Source organism: Alcanivorax sp. HI0083 (genome assembly GCF_001635175.1).
On record NZ_LWFX01001187.1, the window covers coordinates 1 to 2,559 of the forward strand.

General features: G+C 62.5%; 2 protein-coding genes. Both read right to left on the reverse strand.

Features of this window, described 5'->3' with window-relative positions; genetic code table 11:
• Positions 1-1,605 (reverse strand): 1-deoxy-D-xylulose-5-phosphate synthase (gene dxs / locus A3754_RS17150; protein WP_063520672.1); only part of this gene is annotated, 1,605 nt, incomplete at its 3' end.
• A 136-nt stretch (positions 1,606-1,741) separates the two neighbouring features.
• Positions 1,742-2,559, reverse strand: an 818-nt coding sequence (locus A3754_RS17155) for a polyprenyl synthetase family protein (protein WP_063520673.1), incomplete at its 5' end; no start/stop codon positions are given.

The window sequence follows — 2,559 nt, forward strand, 5'->3', positions numbered from 1 at the left end:
ATTGAGCGCGTCGGCGGCTTCAAGCGCGGCTGGCACCAGTGCCCCAAAGGCCAGTATGGCCACGTGCTGGCCTTCGCGCAGGGTGCGCGCCTGGCCGATGGGCAGGGCGGTCATGGTTTCTTCGATGGTGGCGCCGGTGCCGGTGCCGCGCGGATAGCGTACCGCTGCCGGCCCTTCGTGCAGATAGGCTGAATAGAGCAGCTGACGGCATTCGTTCTCGTCGGAAGGGGCCGCGATAATCATGTTCGGCACGGTGCGCAGGTAGGCCAGATCAAACACGCCGCCATGGGTGGCGCCGTCCTCGCCCACCAGGCCGGCCCGGTCCAGACCGAAGGTTACATCCAGTTCCTGCAGGGCCACATCGTGGATCAGCTGATCATAGCCGCGCTGCAGGAAAGTGGAATAAATGGCTACCACCGGTTTCTGGTTTTCACAGGCCAGCCCGCCGGCCAGAGTGACCGCGTGTTGCTCACAGATGGCCACATCGTGGTAACGCTCCGGGAAGCGGCGGCTGAATTCCACCATGCCGGAGCCTTCGCACATGGCGGGCGTGATGCCCACCAGGCGTGGGTCCTGCTCGGCCATATCGCACAGCCACTGGCCGAAGATATCCTGGTACTTGGGCAGCTTGGGCTTTTGCGGGACGGCCACCTGAACCTTGGGTTTGGGTTCGATCTTGTTGATGGCGTGGTAGCCCACCGGGTCGACTTCTGCGGGCGCAAAGCCTTTGCCCTTGGTGGTATAGATGTGCAGCAGCTGCGGCCCTTCCAGGTCGCGCAGGTTGCCCAGGGTGCGTACCAGCTCATCCACATTGTGGCCGTCGATGGGGCCGATGTAGTTGAAGCCGATGGCCTCGAACAGCATGTCGGGGCTGACCATGTTCTTCATGCTTTCTTCAGTGCGGCGGATGAAATCCCAGGCCGCCGGCATGGTGGAAAGCACTTTCTTGCCACCTTCACGCAGGGCGATATAGCTCTTGCTGGCCCAGATGCGCGCAAAATAATTGGATAGCCCGCCCACATTGTGGGAAATCGACATGTTGTTGTCGTTGAGGATCACCAGCAGATTGGAGCGTGTATGTGCCGCGTGGCTCATGGCCTCAAACGCCTGACCGGCGGTCATGGCGCCGTCACCGATGATGGCCACGGCACGGCGGTCACTGCCGGCCATTTCCGCGCCCAGCGCCATGCCCAGTGCGGCGCTGATGGAAGTGGACGAGTGGCCCACGCCGAAGGTGTCGTATTCGGATTCGCTGCGCTTGGGAAAGCCGGACAGGCCGCCGGCCTGGCGGATGCTGGTCAGTGATTCGCGGCGCCCGGTGAGTATCTTGTGGGGGTAACACTGGTGGCCCACATCCCAGACCAGTTTGTCATCAGGAGTGTGATACAGGTAATGCAGGGCAACGGTCAGTTCGACCACGCCGAGGCCCGCGCCGAAATGCCCGCCACACTGGCCTACCGCATAGAGCAGATATTCGCGTAATTCATCGACCACGCGCTCCAGTTGGGATGCCGGCAGCTGCCGCAGGTCTGCAGGGCTGTTGAGGGTATCCAGCAACGGGGTGTCAGGTCGCGCCAGCGGAATTTGAGTAAACGTCTTGGGCATAGGGTCATGCAGCCTGATGAGTGCAAGGCAGAATAATGGCCTGTGGTCCGGGCGGAACGCTGTGTGAAGCAGGCGCTTTCCGCGTGGACCACTGGCACTAGTATAACTGTCCGGGGGGGCTATCGTCAGTGCTGGATCAGTGATTCCGGGTAATGATGTATTGAGCCAATTGTTGCAGGGGAAGCGCGCGTGGCCCATAGCCAGCCAGAGCCTGTTGCGCCTGCTCGCATAACTGGCGGGCGCGTTGCTGGCTTTGCTCCAGGCCGAGAAGTGCCGGGAAGGTGCTTTTTTGCAGCTTTTCATCGGAGCCGGAGGGCTTGCCCAGCTGCTCGGTGCCGCCGATGACATCGAGGATGTCGTCCTGAATCTGGAACGCCAGACCAATGGTATCGCCAAAATCGGTGAGGCTGTTGAGTAGCGCAGGATCGTTCTTTTCTGCGGCGAAATAGCCCAGCTGCAGGCTGGCGGTGATCAAGCGCCCGGTTTTCAGGTAATGCATCTCTTCCAATGCTGCCACGGTTTGTTGCTGGCCCTGGGCGAGCATGTCCTGCATCTGGCCGGCGGCCATGCCGTCCACGCCTGCCGCCTGGCACAGGTGCTGAATCAGGGCGATGCGGCTGTCACTGCGGTAGTCGCCATGACAGGCGAGCAGCTCAAAGGCACGGGTGTGCAGGGTGTCGCCGGCAAGGATGGCGGTGGCTTCGTCGAAAGCCTTGTGACAGGTGGGCTGGCCCCGGCGCAGGTCGTCATCGTCCATGGCGGGCAGGTCATCGTGAACCAGGGAGTAGGCATGGATCAGTTCCACTGCCACGGCGGGCACGTCGGCCTGGGCCGGACTCGCGCCTGCCAGCTGGGTGGCGCCGTAGACCAGTAGAGGGCGAATGCGTTTACCGCCGCTGAGGGCGGCGTAGCGCATGGCCTGGCTGAGCCGGGAGGCGGCGCTCTGGGTGGGCA